Here is a 14,903-nt window from a genome sequence, read left to right as displayed (position 1 = left end):
TGACAATGGGCTGCTATGCGCCGAATATGGCCGTACAAAGTTTCACTGTCGCGGAGGGTGTCATGAGCTACAACTTGAACGACGAAGAATCGATGCTGGTGCAGACGGTGCGCGATTTCGTCGACCGCGAGGTGAAGCCCTCCGTACGTGAGGTCGAGAAAGCCAACGAGTATCCCGACAAGTGGATCGATCAGATGAAACAGATCGGTATCTACGGGCTTGCGGTCGATGAAGAATACGGCGGCTCACCGGTGTCGATGCCCTGCTACGTGGCGGTCACCGAAGAACTCTCCCGCGGCTGGATGAGCTTGGCAGGCGCCATGGGCGGACACACCGTTGTCGCCAAACTGATCACCAAGTTCGGGACCGACGAACAAAAGCAGAAGTACCTCCCGGCGATGGCGACCGGTGAGATGCGGGCCACGATGGCACTGACCGAACCGGCTGGTGGTTCGGACTTGCAGGCGCTGACGACCGTGGCCAAGACCGATGGCGACGACCTGGTCATCAACGGCGCCAAGACCTGGATCAGCAACGCGCGGCGATCCGGCGTGATCGCACTGCTCTGCAAGACAGATCCGGCTGCCACGCCACGCCACGCCGGTATCTCCATTGTTCTGGTGGAACATGGCCCGGGACTGACGATCTCACGTGACCTACCCAAGCTGGGCTACAAGGGCGTCGAGTCATGCGAGCTCTCCTTCGACAACTACCGCATCGGGCAGTCGGCGATCCTCGGTGGTACACCGGGCAAGGGGTTCCCCCAGATGATGAAGGGCCTCGAGACCGGGCGCATCCAGGTTGCCTCGCGGGCGCTCGGTGTCGCGGCGGCGGCACTCGAAGACGCGTTGGCCTATGCCCAGCAGCGGGAGAGTTTCGGCAAGCCGATCTGGAAGCACCAGTCGATCGGAAACTACCTGGCCGACATGGCAACCAAGCTGACCGCCGCCCGGCAACTCACCCGTTTTGCCGCCGAGAAGTTCGACTCGGGGGAGCGTTGCGACATGGAAGCCGGTATGGCCAAGCTCTTCGCCTCCGAAGTCGCGATGGAGATCGCCCTCAATGCGGTCCGGATCCACGGTGGCTACGGATACTCCACCGAATACGACGTCGAACGCTACTTCCGGGACGCCCCGCTGATGATCGTCGGGGAGGGCACCAACGAGATCCAGCGCAATGTCATTGCCGGACAATTGGTGTCCCGCGGCGGGCTATAGGCCTGCCCGCGTAGCATCGTGGCGATCATGCCTGGGAAAAGGAGCGAGGCGGCGCCCGCCTACCAATTGTTGGCCAACCAGCTGCGGCAGGACATCGCCGCCGGCCGGTACGACAACGGGGTGCGCCTGCCGACGGAATCCGAATTGTCGGAGCTCTATGAGGTCAGCAGGCAGACCGTGCGCCGGGCATTCGTGGACCTGGTGGCAGCCGGCATCGTCTATCGGGTGCCGGGCCGCGGAACATTCGTCAATGAATCCGGTGGGCGGTACGTGCGGCAGCAGGGTTCGATCGAGGACCTGATGAACCTGTCGCACGACACCACGATGGAGGTGGTCGATCAGCTTCGCAGGCGGATCGATGTGGAGGCCGCCAGTCGGCTGCGGCTGGACAGCGACGTCGTCTACACCGTGGTGTTCCGGCGGGTTCACGAAGGGATCCCATTCGTGCTGACAACGGTCCATCTGCCCGAGGACGTCGCCCGACTGGTCATCGACGCCCCGGAAATGGCGCAGGGCGCGGTCAGTACCTACACGGTGATCGGGCTCCTGGAACGGCATCTTGCCGCGCCCATCGCCGAGGCGGCGCAATCCATAACGGTCGGGCAGGCCGATGACCTCGACGCCGCACATCTCGATTGCGAAGCGGGTCAGCCTGTTCTACGGATCGATCGGCTGTACACCGACAGCAACGGGGTGGTCAGTGAACTGTCGGTCAGTCACTTCCTGCCCGAGCACTACACCTACCGCGTCACGCTGTATCGCGATCGCGGGTGAGCTGGGTCATGCCGGGGACGTTAGCCTGAGTCGCATGAGTGAATTGCAGCATCCTGCATACCGTGAAGTTCGCCCGGTCACCGACTTCGCGTCGGTGTTGCTGTGTCGCAACCCCGGGATGATGACTCTGGATGGCACGAACTCCTGGATCTTGCGGGCACCCGGACATCCGGATTGTGTTGTGGTCGACCCCGGCCCCAAAGGCAAGAAAAAGCACGTGAAAGCCATTGCTGCGCAAGGAAACGTGGTGCTCGGGCTGATCACCCACCGGCACTACGACCACACCGGTGCGATCAAGTACTTCCGCGCGCAGACCGGCGCCCCGATCAGGGCCCGCAGCGCCGAATACACCCGCGGCGCCTCGACCCTGGCCGACCGCGAGGTCATCGAGGCCGCGGGATTGAAGATCACGGCGCTCTACACACCCGGTCACACCGGGGATTCGGTCAGCTTCCTCGTCGAGCACGAGGGACAGCGAGCCATGTTGACCGGCGACACCATCCTCGGCGGGGGCACCACGGTTCTCGATCCGTCGGACGGATCATTGCGCGACTACATGAACTCACTCAATCGGCTCATCGTCGAGGGCGACGAATGTGTGATGCTGCCGGGCCACGGACCCGATCATGCCGAGCTGATCCCGGTGGCCCGCTATTACAAGGCGCACCGCGAGCAGCGGATCGAACAGGTGCGGACAGCGCTGGCCGAACTCGGGGTGAGTGCAAAAGATGCCAAGCCCGGCAAGGTCGTGAAAAAGGTATATGCCGACGTCGACAAGAAACTCTGGCCTGCCGCCAAGATGTCGGTCAAGACGCAGCTCGCCTATCTCGCAGAGGATTAGATTTAATGACATGGATCTTATCGGCGAGATTGAGGACAATTCGTTAGCGTTGAAAAGTACCGTCCGACAACGGGTTTGGCTTCGTCATTAATCTTTGATCGTGGCGATATTGGCCTCTGATCGCGACGATCAAAATGATCGTATTCAGAGCAGCTCAAGCATCTGATCGTTTATTCCTAAGCGAGTCAGGGCAATCTCAAAACTATCGTCACGCAACGCGTTGGTATAAGTTGCTCCCACAGAAGATGCCCAAGCTTTCGTTATGCGTCACATCAAGCCAAGGCGTCTTTGCCGGGGAACATCCGTTGCCCTTGCCTCCAGCCCACCCGGGCGAATCGAAGTGGGATTCGAGTCGTGGTCGAAATCGGAACTGAGTCATCGAAGCGTAGAGGTGTGCCGCGTATCTGGTCCCTTTCCGGCTGGCCGGTCAGCGTCAAGGTCGCGGCCGTTGTTGCGCTCCCGCTTGCGCTGGCCATCTTTTTTGGTGCGTTGCGTATCCAGTCCGTGGTTGCCGACGCATCGGACCTGTCGGCGAATGTCGAGAAGTCGAGTGCGTCCTCGATGCTGTTCGTCATCGACAACCTGGTGGGTGACCTCGCCACCACCGGTGATCCGGGGCAGGAGGATCAGCTCGGCAAAGTGCTGTCGTCACTCGCCGTCGGTGACCGACTGAAAGATTCGCCGCTGCAGGCCAACGTCGCCGGCGAGTTCCAGGCTGCCTTGGCAGCTGCGAGTGAGCTGCGAAAACGCCTACAGTCCGGGCCGGTACCGGTCGCAGATCGTATCGCCGTCGCAGAGGGCATGACAGCGGCGGCTACGGAACTCTGGCTCGCCTCTGTGACCAATCTCACCAACGGGTTGGCCGACGACAAAACGGATTTGAGAACGCTCGGCAACGGCATCATCGATGCGCTCTCCGGTAACCGGGCGGCGCAAACCCAGCAGATCCTGCTGTCCGAGCCGAACAAGGCCACGCTCGGCCTGGCCAACCAAGCCGCGGGCCGCGAGAGCGCTTATCTCGCGGCGTTGGCCGTGCTGCTCGGTGACGACTCTCCGGAAGTCCAGGAGCTTCGTTCTCAACTCGACAGCCGCCTCGCCATCTACGCCACCGGATCGAACGCCGGCCTGGCCGAAGCGGCTGCTTCGGCGGAGAGGTCGGGACAGGTGTACAGCACCATCACCGAGCGTCTTCTCGCAGAGTCGATCGATTCGCTGACCGCGCAGGCGGACGATCGGCGCAGGGCCGCGTGGATCGAGTCGGCGATCGTCCTGGCCGCTGTGTTGATCGCGTCTCTGGTCGCCCTATTGGTGGCGCGGTCGCTGATCCGGCCGATTCGGCGACTACGACAAGGCGCGCTCGATGTTGCGCACCGGGCTCTTCCCGACGAGATCGAAGAGATCCGCATGGGTGGCGACCCGCCCAAGGTCGTCCCCATCCCGGTGCACACCAAAGAGGAGATCGGTCAGCTGGCCCGAGCTGTGGACGACATCCACGAAGAAGCCCTGGCACTCGCCGGCGAGCAAGCGCGACTGCGACTCCAGGTCGGCAACATGTTCGAGACGCTTTCGCGGCGGAGTCAATCGCTCGTGGACCATCAGCTCGCCCTCATCGAGGAACTCGAGCGCGACGAGGACGACCCGCGCAGGCTGGAGAGCCTGTTCCGCCTCGATCACCTCGCGACGAGGATGCGGCGTAACGGGGCCAACCTGATGGTGCTTGCCGGCACCGCGCCGCGCCGGAACCAGAACGACCAACCGGTGGCTGTGGACACCGTCCTGAGTGCCGCTGTGTCCGAGGTCGAGGACTATCGCCGCGTGTCGATGCAAGAGGTACCCGACGCGATGGTGGTGGCCACGGCGGCGTCCGACATCGTGCATCTCCTCGCCGAGTTGATCGACAACGCGCTGCGGTACTCGCCTCCCGACACCCTTGTCTCCGTCGCGGCCGCGCGTGCCGTCGATGGCGGAATCCTCATGGAGGTCGCCGACCGTGGCCTCGGGATGTCCGCATCGGAGATCGACGAGACGAATGTCCGGTTGTCCGTCGGCGGCGAGGTGACACCCGAGACGGCGCGCCGGATGGGCCTGTACGTGGTGGGGAGCCTTGCGCAACGCCACAACGTGACGGTTCGCCTTCGTATGACGCAGGCGCAGGGGAGTACGTCTGGAGTCACCGCCAGCGTGCACATCCCCGTGAACCTGGTCGTCACCTCCTTCCCGTCGCATAGTCGGAACGGGCGGCCTGCCCGGCGGGACTCGGCATCATCGTCTCGGACGGCGGCGAACCGTCTGTTCGACGGGGCCGGTTCAGACAGGGGTGCCCCGAGCACAGGTGCACCTACAGCGGTCGCCTCACCAGCAGCACCCGCAGCGAAGTCCGGTTCCTCGACCGCGTACACCGAGCTCACCGCGGCCAGGCTGCCACGACGTCGGCCCGGAGCGAGCGGAGTCGACAAAGCCCCGGCGCCGGTCTTCCCTCCCACCGACTCCGTCTCGTCGACTGTTGACTGGAACGTGAACGGTTCGCCCTCCGATACCTCTGCGTTCTTCAGTGCCCGGCCCGCGGCTCGCGCCGACAGAGCGGCGGCCGACGCCACCGGGAACGGTCCGACGACCAACGGCCACAATCGTCCGCCGCCGAAGGACCAGACCCCCGCCTTTGAATCGATGGACTGGGCCGAACCTCCGCCGTCGGCACAGGAGGCCATGTCTCCTGAGACTGTGTTGCCTGAGGGCGGCCCACCGGTGTCCATCTATGAACGCATGGTCTCGGAGTGGTTGCTCGATCCCGCAGAGGCTCAGCGCCCGAGCGGTTCCTGGTTCACCGCTGCCGACGCCGGATGGGCAGCGGCGGCGAGCGCAGCCGAGTCTCCGATCACGACACGGACGGAAAGCGGTCTGCCCGCCCGTACGCCCGGCGCCCGCCTGATCCCAGGAGGTGTCAACCCGTCGCGGACGTCCCCCCTCCCGCACCGCCCCGATCCGGCGAGCGGACCGACGAGGAATCCGGAGGACGTGCGGCGAAAGTTCACGAACCATTTCGACGGCGTCCGCGCCGGCCGTTCCGAAGACGCCTCCCACCGACACAGAACGGATGAGAACGAATGAATTACTCCGTGGCCCCAACACCGGACCGGTCGCTCGACTGGCTCGTGTCGAACTTCGCGAGAGACATAGTCGGTGTCGTACACGCCGTCCTGGTTTCGGCCGATGGCCTGCTCATGGCAACAAGCGAAGACCTGCCTCAGGAACGGGCCGAGCAGCTGGCGGCCGTGACATCTGGTCTGGCGAGCTTGTCCTCAGGTGCGGCGCGATTGTTCGACGGCGGCCCGGTGTTGCAGTCGGTCGTCGAGATGGAGAACGGCTACCTCCTGCTGATGAGCGTCGGTGACGGATCGCACCTGGCGACACTGACCGCCGCGTCGTGCGACATCGGCCAGGTCGGGTACGAGATGGCCGTGCTCGTCTCGCGCGTCGGCAACATGGTGGAACCGTCGGCCCGAATGCGAGAGCGGTGACGCACTCATGCCCCCACCCGATCCGCCGCAGGACGATTTCTCTGAGATCGATGCGCCGTCGCCCAATCTGGTGAGGCCGTACACGCTCACGGCGGGGCGTACCAACACTGACATCTACCTCCCGCTCGAAGCTCCGGTGCACACCACCCCGGACACCATCCCGAACTTCTGGCCTGCCAGCGACGTCCGCACGAAAATCATTGCGCTGTGCAGGAACGGACCGTCCGTGGCCGAGATATCGGCACGTCTGAACCTGCCCCTCGGCGTTGCGCGTGTGCTGGTCGGGGATCTCGTCGAAACCGGAAGCCTGCGCCTTTCGGAGACCCTCAGCGACGACGCGACTGCGGCGGAGCGCCGCGAACTCATCGGAAGGACACTTCGTGGACTACAGGCACTCTGATACGAGAGGCCGAGCCGCATCGACAAAGATTGTGGTGGCGGGCGGTTTCGGCGTGGGCAAAACCACGTTGGTCGGCACGATTTCGGAAATCGTGCCCCTTCGCACCGAGGCGATGATCACCGACCAGTCCGAAGGCGTTGACGAACTCGACACGGCGGGCACGAAATCGACGACGACGGTCGCCATGGACTTCGGCCGCATCACGCTGTCCGACGATCTCGTCCTCTACCTCTTCGGCACCCCGGGTCAGCGTCGCTTCTGGTTCATGTGGGACGACCTCGTGCGCGGGGCGATCGGTGCCATCGTGCTCATCGACACCAGGCGCCTCGACGATTCGTTCGCGGCAATCGACTACTTCGAAGCCTGCGGTCTGCCGTTTGTCGTTGCGATCAACCAGTTCGACGACGCACCACGTTTCGCGATCGACGACATTCGAGAAGCGTTGGCGATCTCGGGTTCCGTGCCCATCCTCGAAGTCGACGCCCGGCGGGCACAGTCGGTACGCACAGCGTTGATCACCCTCACCGAGTACGCACTCACCAGCGTGAGGTCAGCCAGCTAGGTTCCTCGGTCAAACCAAAACCGCCCGTTCCAACGCGCCACATGGGGCGCCGGAACTGGCGGTTTAGGAAAAGGAAATCAGCGAGCGCGACGTGCCAGGCGCTCGGAGTCGGCGATCAGGACACTCTTGCCCTCGAGACGGAGCCAGCCGCGCTGCGCGAAGTCGGCCAGGGCCTTGTTCACGGTTTCGCGGGAGGCGCCCACCAGCTGGGCGATCTCTTCCTGGGTGAGGTCGTGGGTCACACGCAGAGCCCCGGCTTCCTGCGTTCCGAAGCGCTGGGCCAGCTGCAGGAGCTGCTTGGCCACGCGTCCGGGAACGTCGGTGAAGATGAGGTCGGCGAGGTTGTTGTTGGTGCGTCGCAGACGGCGGGCCAGAACCCGGAGCAGCTGCTCCGCGATCTCCGGCCGGTCAGCGATCCATGAGCGCAGAGCGTCACGGTCCATCGAGACCGCACGGACCTCGGTCACGGTGGTGGCCGAGGAGGTACGCGGACCCGGATCGAAGATGGACAGCTCGCCGAACATGTCGGACGGCCCCATGATCGTCAGCAGATTTTCACGGCCGTCGACCGACTTGCGGCCGACCTTCACCTTGCCGGACAAGATGATGTACAGCCGGTCTCCGGGCTCACCTTCGTTGAAGATGACATGTCCACGGGGAAAATCAACAGGCTGGAGCTGATTGGCCAGTGCTGCGACGGCGGTGGGCTCCACACCTTGAAAAATGCCCGCCCGCGCCAGTACTTCCTCCACTTACGCCCCTTTCTAAGGGTCCAGCCAGACCACGTTCAAACCTGAGAATGCTCACACAAATCATGCTGTTGTGTTCGTCACCCGTTATGCAGTCTACGGGTAACCGGAAGAAAAGCTGGCCGTTACCCCCACTAACGCCGATGGCCTGTCGCGAGAGGGTCCACAATCGCTAACTGACACGAATCGAATCGTCCGATTCGGAGTTCGCCGGCATTCGGCGATCGCGGAACTCGTCGAGCGCGGCTGGAAAACCGTGCGTGGCCAGCGTGTCGAGCTGTTCGGGTTTTGCCGACTCCAAGAATTCCTCGACGTGTTCACCGCGGACGGTGAGACGTTCGAGCCGGCTCTCGAGCCGCTCCATCGACAGAGCGAAGAGCATGAGTGCGGCTGGGAAGAGAAGTACTGCGAGTCCGTGCATGGGGTGTAGTTAACACAACCCAGGTCTCAGAAGTGAAACAATCGCCATAGGAACGGTTGTTGGGCGCGTATCCGGGGGCGGAGCTCGACCGGTCGAGAGCGCACTCTGACGGGCGCCCCGTACTCTGAGTTGGTGAGTTCGAAGGCAGGGGTCAAACGCGCCAAGACCGCGGCGCAGCGCGGGACCGAGACCCACACAGGTCTGGTGCGGCGTGCGCGACGGATGGATCGCACCCTGCAGGTCGCGTTTCCGCACGTCTATTGCGAACTGGACTTCACCAATCCGCTGGAGCTATCGGTCGCCACCATCCTGTCGGCGCAGTGCACTGACGTGCGGGTGAACCTGACAACGCCTGCTCTCTTCAAGCGCTACCGCAGCGCCGAGGACTACGCAGGCGCCGATCGGACCGAACTCGAAGAGATGATCAGATCGACCGGTTTCTACCGGAACAAGGCGAACTCGATCATCGGCCTGGGCCAGGCACTCGTGGAGCGATTCGACGGTGAGGTGCCGTCGAATCTGCGTGATCTGGTGTCGCTGCCCGGGTTCGGCCGCAAGACCGCCAACGTCGTACTCGGCAACGCCTTCGGTGTACCCGGAATCACAGTGGACACCCACTTCGGACGGTTGGTGCAGCGCTGGAAATGGACCGCGGAGACCGACCCGGTCAAGATCGAGCACGCTGTCGGTGAGCTCATCGAGCGCAAGAACTGGACCGACATGTCGCACCGCGTGATCTTTCACGGTCGACGGGTCTGCCATTCGCGCAAGCCCGCCTGCGGCGTCTGCGTGCTTGCCGCCGACTGCCCGTCCTACGGTCTGGGACCCACGGAGAAATCCGAGGCCGCCGCTTTGGTGAAGGGGCCCGAGACCGACCATCTACTTGCACTGGCAGGTCTCTAGTCGATGTCGGATTCACCTGAACCGGGCCAGGCCCGGCCCACTGAGCGCTCGCGTTTTGCGTTGTCGACCTCGGCCCGCTGGACACTGGCTGTCCTGATTGTCGTGATCGCGCTGATCGTTGCCATCTGGCCGCGGTCCTCTCCCGATCCCTCGCCTGCGCCGTCCGCGGTGTCGACGGATGGAACCGGAAAGCTCCCCGGACTGCAGGCGGCAGTCTCTGACGAGGACATGGTGAAGGCCAGGGAAAAGGCCGGATTGCAGCCTTGCCCGGCCGCGCCCGGTCCGGCGCCGGAGAACTCCGCACTCAAGGGTGTTCTGGTGCCTTGCCTGGCCGACGGCTCGACCGTCGATCTCGGGGTTGCGACGGCCGGTACCCCGATGCTGGTCAATGTCTGGGCTCACTGGTGTGGTCCGTGCCGGGCCGAACTCCCGGTGATCGCCGACTATGCCGAGCAGGCAGGCGACAAGATCCGGGTGCTGACCGTGCAGGGCAAAGAAGGGTCGGAGAACGTCTTCCTATCACTCAATCTGCTGGCCGAAATCGGTGTGAACCTGCCGACCGTTGTCGATCCGGATGCGAAGATCGCTGCTGCCCTTGGCATTCCGCGCGTCTATCCGGCGACCGTTCTGGTTCGGGCCGACGGTACGGTCGCCGCGGTGCTGCCGACGGTCTTCGACACCGTCGACGAGGTGTCGGCGGCCGTCGACAAATACCTGGGTGTCGCCGCGTGACCGAGATCTTGGTGCCGACGGCGTCGGTGCCCCCATGGATGCGCGCGCTCACCGCGAATCTTGCCGGCGTCACGCAATCGGTCGAGGAGCGCGGAGGGATGACCGCCCGGCTCATGCGTTCGCAGATGCCGATCACTCGGCCCGCTGCCGTGCTGATTCTGATCGGTGGCGACTGGGACGGCGATCCGACCCATCACGGTGGTGTCCCCGCCGATGCCACGGTGCTCCTGACCCAGCGCGCCAGCACCCTGCGTAACCACGGCGGGCAGATCGCCTTCCCCGGTGGCGCCCGCGATCCGGGCGACGACTTCCCGGTGGGCACCGCAATGCGTGAGGCGGAGGAGGAGACCGGGCTCGATCCCTCCGGTGTCAGCCAACTGGCGGTCCTGGACATGTTCCCGGTTCCGCCTTCCGGCTTCGAGGTGTCGCCCGTGCTGGCCTACTGGACCGAACTGTCCGACGTCGGTGTCGTCGACGTCGGTGAGACCTCTCGGGTGCTCCGGGTGTCGCTGCGCGACCTGATCGATCCGCACAACAGGATTCAGGTCGAACGGATGATCGCAGGCACCCGCGCCTACCGGGCACCGGCTTTCTGCGTCGAAGGCATGCTCGTTTGGGGCTTCACCGGCGGGCTGCTGGCCGCGGTCATCGAGGCCGCCGGCTGGGAGATTCCCTGGGACAAGTCGGATATCCGTGACCTCGATGAGGAGCTCGCCAAGGTGGGTCAGTGATGAGCGGATCCGCATGGGTCGACGTGATCGTCATCGGCATCGCACTGCTCGCCGCCGCGTCGGGATATCGCCAGGGCGCGATGTCGTCGGCGCTGGCGTTCATCGGGGTCCTGCTCGGCGCGGCAGCCGGTGTACTGCTGGCGCCGCATCTGATCCGCAACATCGAAGACCAGCGTTGGCGGCTGATCGCCGGCGTTCTACTGCTGGTCGCGTTGGTGATCGTCGGCGAGATCTCGGGCATGGTGCTGGGCCGGGCGGCTCGGAGCGGTATCCGGACCCTGTCATTGCGACGGGTGGATTCGGTGATCGGTTCGCTGCTGCAAGCGGTCGCGGTCCTGTTGGCCGCCTGGATCCTGGCCACACCGATCAGCACATCGGCGCAACCGCAGATCGCTGCGGCGGTCCGAGATTCCAAGGTGATCGAGGAGATCAACCAGATCGCGCCGGCGTGGCTCCAGCGGGCCCCGCGCGAATTCTGGGACATGTTCGACAACTCGGGGCTCAAAGAGGCCATCGGGCCGTTCGGCCGGACCCCGATCACCAGCGTCGACCCACCCGACGAAATGCTCCTCGATCAGCCCATCGTCGAACAGGTCCGGGGCAGTGTCGTCAAGATCGAAGGCATCGCGCAGAGCTGTCGGCAGGCACTGGAGGGCAGTGGCTTCGTGGTCTCGCCCGAACGGGTGATGACCAACGCGCACGTGGTGGCAGGCACCAACCTGCTGCAGGTGTCGGCCTCCGACGACACCTTCGACGCGACCGTTGTCTACTTCGATCCGCTCACCGACATCGCGGTTCTCGATGTCCCCGGCCTACAGGCCCGGGCGATGCGATTCGCGGACGAGCTCGCGAAAACGGGTACCGATGCGATTGCGCTCGGCTTTCCCGAAGGCGGGCCGTTCAACGCCAGCGCCGAACGGATCCGTGAGGTCATCCAGTTGCGGGGCCCGGGCATCTATCCCGACACAGCGGTCACCCGCGAGGTCTACACCGTGCGGGGCTCGATTCGACAGGGCAATTCCGGCGGGCCGCTGATCAATTCAGATGGGGAGGTGCTCGGTGTGGTGTTCGGTGCTGCCGAGGATCCGTCCACCGAGACGGGGTTTGTGCTGACCGCGGCTCAGGTTCAACCGGGACTGGCCGAATCCGAACGCCTGAGCGCGCCGGTCGACACCCAGTCCTGTGTCCACTCGTCCTGAAGGCGCGGCCGGGTGATCGGTGGGGGACAGGTCAGTTCTGCAGGAACTCGATCAACTGGCGATTGACCTCGTCGGGCTGCTCTTGATGTGCGTAATGACCGGCATCGGCGACCTCGGTCAGTTCCAGCTTCGACGACCAGTGCGCGCTCGCGGTGAGCGTCGATCGCTGGATGTAGTTGTCGAGTTCACCCCGGATCGCGAGAACCGGGATGTGCAGCCGTTTGTCCATGAGCTCCAGGAAGCGGTTCCCGTCGGGCCGGAACTGCGACCGGAAGGCCCAGCGCTGGTATTCCAGACTGCAATGGGCCACGCCCGGTATCTGGATCGCGGAACGGTTCCGATGCGCGGTGTCGGTGAAGTCCTCGGTGTCGATCCAGGCGGGACCGGAATGTCTGCGCAGGAGTATCTCGGCCATCACGCCGTCATCCTCGGTGAGTGTGCGCTCCGCCGTCCGGGGGATCTGGGACTTCAGGAACCCGCCGAGGAATGCCTTGCGCTGGCTCGGTTCGCGCAGCGTGGCCGTCTTGAGGGCCTGCGGGTGCGGAGAGGAGAGCACCACCATCGACTTGACCGAACGGGGATGCAGGACGGCGGTGGCCCAGCAGACCAGGCCACCGTCGGCGTGACCCACGAGGGTCGCGTCGGTATGACCCAAGGCCCGGATCAGGCCGTCGGTGTCACCGGCCAGTGTCCAGCCGTCGTAGCCGCGGGGAGGTTTGTCGCTGTCGCCGTAGCCACGCAGGTCGACGGCGACCGCCCGGTAGCCGGCCTCGGTGAGCGCTGTGAGCTGGTGGCGCCAACTCCACCAGAACTCACCGAAACCGTGCATGAACAGGACCAGCGGACGATCGTTCCGCGGGGTCGCGGCCTCAACCGCATGTAGTCGGACGCCGTTGGCGCGGACATCGCTGTGGTGCCATCCCGTGAACCGGACGGTCGACGGATCCGGGGCAGGCAAATGTCAGCCCTTGGCGGGCTGGCTGGGCTTGCGCAGGTCGGCGCCGGGGCGAACCTGTGCGTCGTGGCTACCAGGGCCTGCAGGCAACACGTCCGAGAGGTGCTGGACGGACGCGATGGTCTTCTTGGGCCCGGTCATCCGTTTGAACACGATGTACCCGACAAGTCCGGTGATGATCGCCAACACGAGAAGGATCAGGAAGACGATGCCGAATGCGGCCCACCGCGGCAGCCATTCCGAGAGCAGCTCTCCGAGGAACCAGAAGAAGAACAGGCTGGCGTAGAGCGCGACAGTGAGGGCCACGACGATCAGGCCCGTGCCGATGGCAGCCTTCTTGGCCTCCCCGGTCAGTTCGGCCTTGGCCAACGCCACTTCAGCGCGGAACAGTGTCGACAGATGTGCGGTGGCTTCTTTCACCAGCGCGCCAACACTCGGGTCACCACCGGGGCGCAAATTGGGGTCGGACAACGGGATCGATGAGACGTTCGGAACATCTCCCGAGGTGCGGTCGTCCAGAGTCACTGCTACTCCTCCATCCTCGGACAAGTATCCGAGACCACCCGGACGCTTGGCTTTCTTGTCGCCGGGGTTTGTAGCCTCTTATGTTGCCATGCCAGGATTGATCGCAGGCTCATCGGACCGTTCTCGCGCGATTGGTCGAATCCTGTAATCGCCTCACCGCCCGCCGGGAACGAACGCCTCACGAAAGGCAATCATGCCCGCGTACCCGCTCGAACCGTTTGGTCTCGACTTCTTCGAGACCGCCCCGCTCACCCACCGGTTCTCGGTCAACCTGCCGGTCAGCCCCGCCACGGCGTGGGCCGAACTGACAAGGCAGAACACCCTCGACTGGTGCCGGATCATCAAATCGATCACCTTCACCTCGCCGCCACCTTACGGCGTCGGCACCACGCGGTCGGCCGAATTGGCCCCCGGCTACGTGAAGTTGTCGGAGAAATTCTTCTGTTGGGACGAGGACCCAGAGGCGGGGCGATACCGCAACGCCTTCTACGTCGAGCAGGCCAACGTCCCGAGCCTCAAGGCGTTCGGTGAACTCACCGAGGTCGAGCCCGCACCGATCGGCTGTCGATTCACGTGGTCGTTCGCCATCGAACTCGCGGGGGTGATGGCCAAGACCACCAAGTTCGCGACGCCGATCTCCGCGAAGACCTTCGCAACCATCGAGACCGACACGGTCAAACACTTCGCGAGGCTGTAGCGCTGCGAAGGAGTGCTCAGCGGGCGCGGGGACTGACCACTCCGTGGTCGAACGCGTAGACCACCGCTGCAGCCCGATCGCGCACACCGAGCTTGTGGAAGACGTTGCCGACATGGCTCTTGACGGTGACCACCGAGATCACCAGTTCTGCGGCGATCTCGTCGTTCGACAACCCGCGTCCGATCAGGCCCAGGACCGCCGATTCGCGTGAGGTCAGGCGATCGAGTGAGGCGCCGGCGGCAGTCGGGCCCGGCGCAGCCCGATAGGTGTCGAGTACCCGCGCGGTGATCGCCGGATCGAGGACTGCCTCACCTTCGGCGACGATGCGCACGGCCCGGATCAGCTCTTCGGCGGGTGAATCCTTCAACACGAACCCGGCCGCACCGGCCCGCAGCGCGTCCGACAACAACTCTTCGTCCCGGAACGTGGTGAGCACCAAGACCGGTGGTGGATCGACTGTCGACGCCAGCCTCCGGGTTGCGGCCATCCCACTGACCCGCTTCATCCGCAGATCCATCACGACCACATCGGGCCGGTGGTCTGCCACGGCGCCGACCACCTCGTCACCGTCGGAACATTCGCCGATCACGTCGAAACCGTCTTTGCGGCGCAGGATTCGACGCAGTCCGGATCGGACCAGGTCCTGATCGTCGACCAGGAGTACGCGGATCCGCGGCAT

General features: G+C 64.4%; 17 protein-coding genes. 12 read left to right on the top strand and 5 right to left on the bottom strand.

The window, feature by feature from the left end:
• Positions 1 to 62: 62 nt before the first annotated feature.
• The 7 genes from AC56PL_RS08745 (at position 63) to AC56PL_RS08715 (ending at position 7,312) form a co-directional block, all read left to right on the top strand.
• On the top strand, positions 63 to 1,217 hold the full coding sequence (locus AC56PL_RS08745; RefSeq protein WP_497153612.1) for an acyl-CoA dehydrogenase family protein: 1,155 nt from the start codon (positions 63 to 65) through the stop codon (positions 1,215 to 1,217).
• A gap of 27 nt (positions 1,218 to 1,244) precedes the next feature.
• Complete coding sequence (locus tag AC56PL_RS08740; protein WP_495513331.1) at positions 1,245 to 1,991, top strand: GntR family transcriptional regulator; 747 nt, start codon at positions 1,245 to 1,247, stop codon at positions 1,989 to 1,991.
• Between the two features lie 34 nt (positions 1,992 to 2,025).
• Entirely contained in the window at positions 2,026 to 2,832 is an 807-nt protein-coding gene (locus AC56PL_RS08735; RefSeq protein WP_497153611.1) for an MBL fold metallo-hydrolase, read from the top strand.
• 393 nt (positions 2,833 to 3,225) lie between these two features.
• On the top strand, positions 3,226 to 5,940 hold the full coding sequence (locus AC56PL_RS08730) for a HAMP domain-containing sensor histidine kinase (protein WP_497153610.1): 2,715 nt from the start codon (positions 3,226 to 3,228) through the stop codon (positions 5,938 to 5,940).
• Positions 5,937 to 6,350 carry a roadblock/LC7 domain-containing protein gene (locus AC56PL_RS08725; RefSeq protein WP_495513328.1) on the top strand — a complete coding sequence of 138 codons (414 nt, stop codon included), beginning with the start codon at positions 5,937 to 5,939 and terminating at the stop codon, positions 6,348 to 6,350. The genes AC56PL_RS08730 and AC56PL_RS08725 overlap by 4 nt, the downstream gene beginning before the upstream one ends.
• A 7-nt stretch (positions 6,351 to 6,357) precedes the next feature.
• Entirely contained in the window at positions 6,358 to 6,750 is a 393-nt protein-coding gene (locus AC56PL_RS08720; protein WP_495513327.1) for a DUF742 domain-containing protein, read from the top strand.
• Positions 6,731 to 7,312, top strand: coding sequence for an ATP/GTP-binding protein (locus tag AC56PL_RS08715; protein ID WP_495513326.1), 582 nt, complete (start codon positions 6,731 to 6,733; stop codon positions 7,310 to 7,312). Before AC56PL_RS08720 ends, AC56PL_RS08715 begins: the two co-directional genes overlap by 20 nt.
• A gap of 77 nt (positions 7,313 to 7,389) precedes the next feature.
• Here the strand turns inward: AC56PL_RS08715 and AC56PL_RS08710 are convergent, their stop codons facing one another.
• Positions 7,390 to 8,064, bottom strand: a complete 675-nt coding sequence (locus tag AC56PL_RS08710; RefSeq protein WP_482137185.1) for a Crp/Fnr family transcriptional regulator — start codon at positions 8,062 to 8,064, stop codon at positions 7,390 to 7,392.
• A gap of 169 nt (positions 8,065 to 8,233) precedes the next feature.
• Positions 8,234 to 8,482: a hypothetical protein gene (locus AC56PL_RS08705; RefSeq protein WP_495513325.1), complete on the bottom strand. Its 249-nt coding sequence runs from the start codon at positions 8,480 to 8,482 to the stop codon at positions 8,234 to 8,236.
• A gap of 222 nt (positions 8,483 to 8,704) precedes the next feature.
• On the opposite strand from AC56PL_RS08705, the gene nth reads away from it, so the two are divergent.
• The 4 genes from nth to AC56PL_RS08685 are packed head-to-tail and all read left to right on the top strand — an operon-like array spanning position 8,705 to position 12,047.
• Positions 8,705 to 9,385 carry an endonuclease III gene (gene nth / locus AC56PL_RS08700; protein ID WP_495515927.1) on the top strand — a complete coding sequence of 227 codons (681 nt, stop codon included), beginning with the start codon at positions 8,705 to 8,707 and terminating at the stop codon, positions 9,383 to 9,385.
• Positions 9,386 to 9,388: 3 nt separating this feature from the next.
• On the top strand, positions 9,389 to 10,117 hold the full coding sequence (locus AC56PL_RS08695; protein ID WP_497153609.1) for a TlpA family protein disulfide reductase: 729 nt from the start codon (positions 9,389 to 9,391) through the stop codon (positions 10,115 to 10,117).
• Positions 10,114 to 10,848 (top strand): NUDIX domain-containing protein, encoded by a 735-nt coding sequence (locus tag AC56PL_RS08690; RefSeq protein ID WP_495513323.1) that lies wholly within the window; start codon positions 10,114 to 10,116, stop codon positions 10,846 to 10,848. The genes AC56PL_RS08695 and AC56PL_RS08690 overlap by 4 nt, the downstream gene beginning before the upstream one ends.
• A complete protein-coding gene (locus AC56PL_RS08685) occupies positions 10,848 to 12,047 on the top strand; it encodes a MarP family serine protease (protein WP_497153608.1) in 1,200 nt (399 codons plus the stop codon). The genes AC56PL_RS08690 and AC56PL_RS08685 overlap by 1 nt, the downstream gene beginning before the upstream one ends.
• 31 nt (positions 12,048 to 12,078) lie before the next feature.
• Here the strand turns inward: AC56PL_RS08685 and AC56PL_RS08680 are convergent, their stop codons facing one another.
• Together AC56PL_RS08680 and AC56PL_RS08675 are read right to left on the bottom strand one after the other, a co-directional pair.
• Positions 12,079 to 13,005, bottom strand: a complete 927-nt coding sequence (locus AC56PL_RS08680; RefSeq protein WP_495513321.1) for an alpha/beta fold hydrolase — start codon at positions 13,003 to 13,005, stop codon at positions 12,079 to 12,081.
• A gap of 3 nt (positions 13,006 to 13,008) precedes the next feature.
• Positions 13,009 to 13,527, bottom strand: coding sequence for a phage holin family protein (locus AC56PL_RS08675; protein ID WP_497153607.1), 519 nt, complete (start codon positions 13,525 to 13,527; stop codon positions 13,009 to 13,011).
• 193 nt (positions 13,528 to 13,720) lie between these two features.
• Between AC56PL_RS08675 and AC56PL_RS08670 the strand changes: the two genes are divergently transcribed.
• Entirely contained in the window at positions 13,721 to 14,224 is a 504-nt protein-coding gene (locus AC56PL_RS08670) for an SRPBCC family protein (protein WP_497153606.1), read from the top strand.
• A 16-nt stretch (positions 14,225 to 14,240) separates the two neighbouring features.
• Here AC56PL_RS08670 and AC56PL_RS08665 read toward each other — a convergent pair whose 3' ends face one another.
• The gene (locus AC56PL_RS08665) at positions 14,241 to 14,903 is read right to left on the bottom strand and encodes a response regulator transcription factor (RefSeq protein WP_497154275.1); all 663 of its coding nucleotides are present in this window, start codon (positions 14,901 to 14,903) and stop codon (positions 14,241 to 14,243) included.

This window comes from Williamsia sp. Y721 (assembly GCF_059683565.1).
This window is presented reverse-complemented; position numbering and strand designations above follow the sequence as displayed.

What these genes read in the sequence shown, in the direction of transcription:
- AC56PL_RS08665 (WP_497154275.1), bottom strand. Translation starts at nt 14,903, where the DNA reads ATGCCGCGGATCCGCGTACTCCTGGTCGACGATCAGGACCTGGTCCGA.
- AC56PL_RS08725 (WP_495513328.1), top strand. Translation starts at nt 5,937, where the DNA reads ATGAATTACTCCGTGGCCCCAACACCGGACCGGTCGCTCGACTGGCTC.
- AC56PL_RS08740 (WP_495513331.1), top strand. Translation starts at nt 1,245, where the DNA reads ATGCCTGGGAAAAGGAGCGAGGCGGCGCCCGCCTACCAATTGTTGGCC.
- AC56PL_RS08745 (WP_497153612.1), top strand. Translation starts at nt 63, where the DNA reads ATGAGCTACAACTTGAACGACGAAGAATCGATGCTGGTGCAGACGGTG.
- AC56PL_RS08685 (WP_497153608.1), top strand. Translation starts at nt 10,848, where the DNA reads ATGAGCGGATCCGCATGGGTCGACGTGATCGTCATCGGCATCGCACTG.
- AC56PL_RS08670 (WP_497153606.1), top strand. Translation starts at nt 13,721, where the DNA reads ATGCCCGCGTACCCGCTCGAACCGTTTGGTCTCGACTTCTTCGAGACC.
- nth (WP_495515927.1), top strand. Translation starts at nt 8,705, where the DNA reads ATGGATCGCACCCTGCAGGTCGCGTTTCCGCACGTCTATTGCGAACTG.
- AC56PL_RS08735 (WP_497153611.1), top strand. Translation starts at nt 2,026, where the DNA reads ATGAGTGAATTGCAGCATCCTGCATACCGTGAAGTTCGCCCGGTCACC.
- AC56PL_RS08705 (WP_495513325.1), bottom strand. Translation starts at nt 8,482, where the DNA reads ATGCACGGACTCGCAGTACTTCTCTTCCCAGCCGCACTCATGCTCTTC.
- AC56PL_RS08720 (WP_495513327.1), top strand. Translation starts at nt 6,358, where the DNA reads ATGCCCCCACCCGATCCGCCGCAGGACGATTTCTCTGAGATCGATGCG.
- AC56PL_RS08695 (WP_497153609.1), top strand. Translation starts at nt 9,389, where the DNA reads ATGTCGGATTCACCTGAACCGGGCCAGGCCCGGCCCACTGAGCGCTCG.